The sequence below is a fragment of the Secundilactobacillus sp. MJ173 genome, from assembly GCF_059704265.1.
This window is the reverse complement of record NZ_BAAKGN010000028.1, coordinates 1-2,967: the sequence shown is the minus strand read 5'-3', so window position 1 is coordinate 2,967 and position 2,967 is coordinate 1. Positions and strand designations below refer to the sequence as shown.

Sequence of the window (2,967 nt, the reverse complement as noted above, 5' to 3'; positions counted from 1 at the left end):
CTGGGGTTGAAATGAGTAGGAATCGCGACATAAGTCTATATTGATAAAAATTTTATCTAGTTTCTTAACTGAAAAACAACTTAAAATTTGCTTTTGTTCAATTCTTTCATCTAGTCTAAATGGCCGGAATCTACCAAGTTGTGTCACACTCTCAATCTTGACAATTGTTTCAACGAGTTCTAACATGAAATTATCCATAAATATTGTACATTGATGAGAAGAGTAATCAATTTTTAATTTTAAGAGAGTGCCGGTAGCTGGAAAGGCATCATTGAAGGTTGGTGAAGATGAACTCGGAGTACTAAACGCGTTCACGCGACGTTTACGGCAAGCAGACCGTTATCCTTGCATCGCTTGTTTGAGCGAACTGAGGCAGTTCTATAGAACTGTGAATTTAGGTGGTACCACGATTACAAATCGTCCTTGTTATTTCATAACAGGGACTTTTTTTATGGCTTAAAATTATTGACCAAGAAGGGAAGTATTTACAATGCGTATTGATGCAAAAGCAGAAAAGGTCTTTTTGAAGAAGGTTTTAGCAGCCTATCATTTTTCAGAAGAGGATGGGGAATTTCTCGCTGATACCTTGGTTGATGCTGATCTACGTGGCATTTCATCACACGGGATTCAGCGGATCACTTGGTACACCAATATGATTAAAGATGGTACGATCGATCCAACCAACAAACCCGAAATTTTACGGGAAACACCTACCAGCTTGTTGGTTGACGCTAACAAAAACATGGGGCAGATTGCTTCTGGCTTTACCATGAAACGGTTAATTGAAAAAACAAAGAAGGTAGGCGTTTCAATTGCGGTCATTCGTAACTCGAATCACTTTGGGACTGCCGGTTACTACGCGCGGATGGCGGTTAAAGAAGGTCTGATTGGGATTGCAACAACCAATACACGGCCGTTGGTACTCCCTACGAACTCCTTAGAGGCATTCTTAGGTTCCAATGCCTTTGCGTTCACCTTCCCAGCAGAACCGCACCCATTTGTTTTTGATGGGGCGACCTCAGTGGTTTCAAGTGGTAAAATTCAGGTCCTAGCTAAAAAGGGTGAAGATATTCCTGGCGAATGGGCTGTGGGTGAGGACCGTCAAGTTGATCAAGATGCACAGCGAGTTGAGGATAATCTATCAACCATTGCTTTCAGTGATGATCGGCCAGATGGTGGTGTTCTGACCTTAGGTGGTAATTTAGAAAATAACTCAAATTACAAAGGTTTCGGTAACTCATTGGTTGTTGAAATGCTGACGGGTATCCTTGCACAAGGCTCAATTTCTGCTGATACTAACAAGGGTAAGCACGATTTCAGCCAGTTCTTCATGACCATGGATCCGGCGCTGTTTGGGGACTTAGATACCTTGAAAGCCAATGTTTCAACGATGTTTGACCGTATTAGAAATTTGAAACATTTACCAGGGACTGAGATCAAGATTCCCGGTGACCGTGAATATCGACGTTATGCAGAAAATCAAAAGCAGGGCGTGCTAATTGACGACAAGACGGCCGCTGAATTAGCTACACTGGGAGAAGAAGTTGGTGTTGAGGTTCCGGAAGCATTGTAAAATTTAATTAAAATAAAGATGACGTTAGGTGACCGATTATCGGCAATCTAACGCCATCGTTACTAATATCATGTATGAATTACTTCTGTGTTAATCGTTCCACATCCCGGACAATCATCAGTTCTTCGTTGGTTGGAACCACCATGACGGTTACTGGTGCACCCTCTGGGCTGATGACTTGTTCCTTGCCACGAACTTGATTACGATCATGATCAATTTGAATACCAAAGTAGCTTAACTGATCAGCGATTTTAGCGCGCATGTCGATGCCGTTTTCGCCGGAGCCAGCAGTGAATATCAGGGCGTCTAAGCCGTTTAGTTCGGCGATATATGAGCCAATATAACGAACGATCCGGTTCGCATACATATCCAATGCTAACTTGGCTTGCGGATTTGTGTCCTGAGCTGATTCCAAATCACGTTGATCAGGGGACAGTTGAGAAATGCCCAACAGACCAGATTTTTGATTTAGAATATCAATCATATCGCTCATGCTAACGTTCATCTTTTCGGCAAGAAATGTTACCAACGAAGCATCGATGTCACCTGAACGGGTGGCCATCATGACACCGGCTAGTGGTGTAAAGCCCATGGAAGTATCCACGACTTTCCCGTGATCAAAGGCGGTGATGGAGGAGCCGGAACCAAGGTGTAAGGTGATTAATTTCAAATCCGAAAGTGGCTTATCTAACAGCTCAGCAGCCCGTTTTGAAACATAGCGGTGGCTGGTACCATGTGCACCGTATTTACGTGCACCATATTTTTTGTAGTATTCGTAAGGAATGGGGTAGAGCGCGTTGATCTTTGGCATGTCCGTGTACAGTGCAGTATCGAAAACGGCGACTTGCGGCACGTTTGGTAACAATTGCTGAAAGATTTCGATGTATGTTGCTTCAATCGGGTTGTGCAGTGGCGCATATTGTGAAAGCTCATGAATTTGCTTCAATACGGTATCATCAACGACGGCTGAATCTGAGAAAACTTCGCCACCAGCGACGACACGGTGACCGATGCCAGCGATTTCGTGCAAATGCTTAACGATGCCCGCTTCCTTTAGGTGAGAAAGGACCATTGCAGCCGCCAAACGATAATCGATGTTGTCTTGAGTGATCTCATACTTGTCGGCGTCGGGGCGCTTAACCGTAAAGACTGAACCGGGCAAGTTTAAGCGATCGACTAAACCTGAAGCGATTACTGTTTCATCTGGCATCGAAAATAGTTTCCACTTTAAAGTTGAACTACCTGCGTTGACTGCTAAAATTTTTGTCATGATATATTCCCACCTCGTTATTTTCTATAACCTAAACATAAGTCTAGTCTAACGGAGAATGAAACCGTTTTCAAGTTAAAGCAAAAAAGATCTCGTTAGACAACCGAAATCCCTTTGTTTGGTG

At 43.3% G+C, this 2,967-nt stretch carries 3 protein-coding genes and 1 other annotated feature; of the genes, 1 reads left to right on the top strand and 2 read right to left on the bottom strand.

The annotated features are described in order from the left end of the window. A partial coding sequence (locus AC6H04_RS04475) for a hypothetical protein (RefSeq protein WP_497570557.1) occupies positions 1–186 on the bottom strand: 186 nt, incomplete at its 3' end. 15 nt (positions 187–201) lie between these two features. Beyond that, positions 202–428: a binding site (T-box leader), on the top strand. A gap of 62 nt (positions 429–490) precedes the next feature. Between AC6H04_RS04475 and AC6H04_RS04470 the strand changes: the two genes are divergently transcribed. Then, entirely contained in the window at positions 491–1,573 is a 1,083-nt protein-coding gene (locus AC6H04_RS04470; RefSeq protein ID WP_497570556.1) for an Ldh family oxidoreductase, read from the top strand. A 79-nt stretch (positions 1,574–1,652) separates the two neighbouring features. Here AC6H04_RS04470 and AC6H04_RS04465 read toward each other — a convergent pair whose 3' ends face one another. Further along, the gene (locus AC6H04_RS04465) at positions 1,653–2,843 is read right to left on the bottom strand and encodes an acetate/propionate family kinase (RefSeq protein ID WP_497570555.1); all 1,191 of its coding nucleotides are present in this window, start codon (positions 2,841–2,843) and stop codon (positions 1,653–1,655) included. Positions 2,844–2,967: the final 124 nt, after the last annotated feature.

Bases quoted from the DNA above. Each gene is read 5' to 3' on its own strand.
- AC6H04_RS04470 (WP_497570556.1), top strand. From the start codon at position 491: ATGCGTATTGATGCAAAAGCAGAAAAGGTCTTTTTGAAGAAGGTTTTA.
- AC6H04_RS04465 (WP_497570555.1), bottom strand. From the start codon at position 2,843: ATGACAAAAATTTTAGCAGTCAACGCAGGTAGTTCAACTTTAAAGTGG.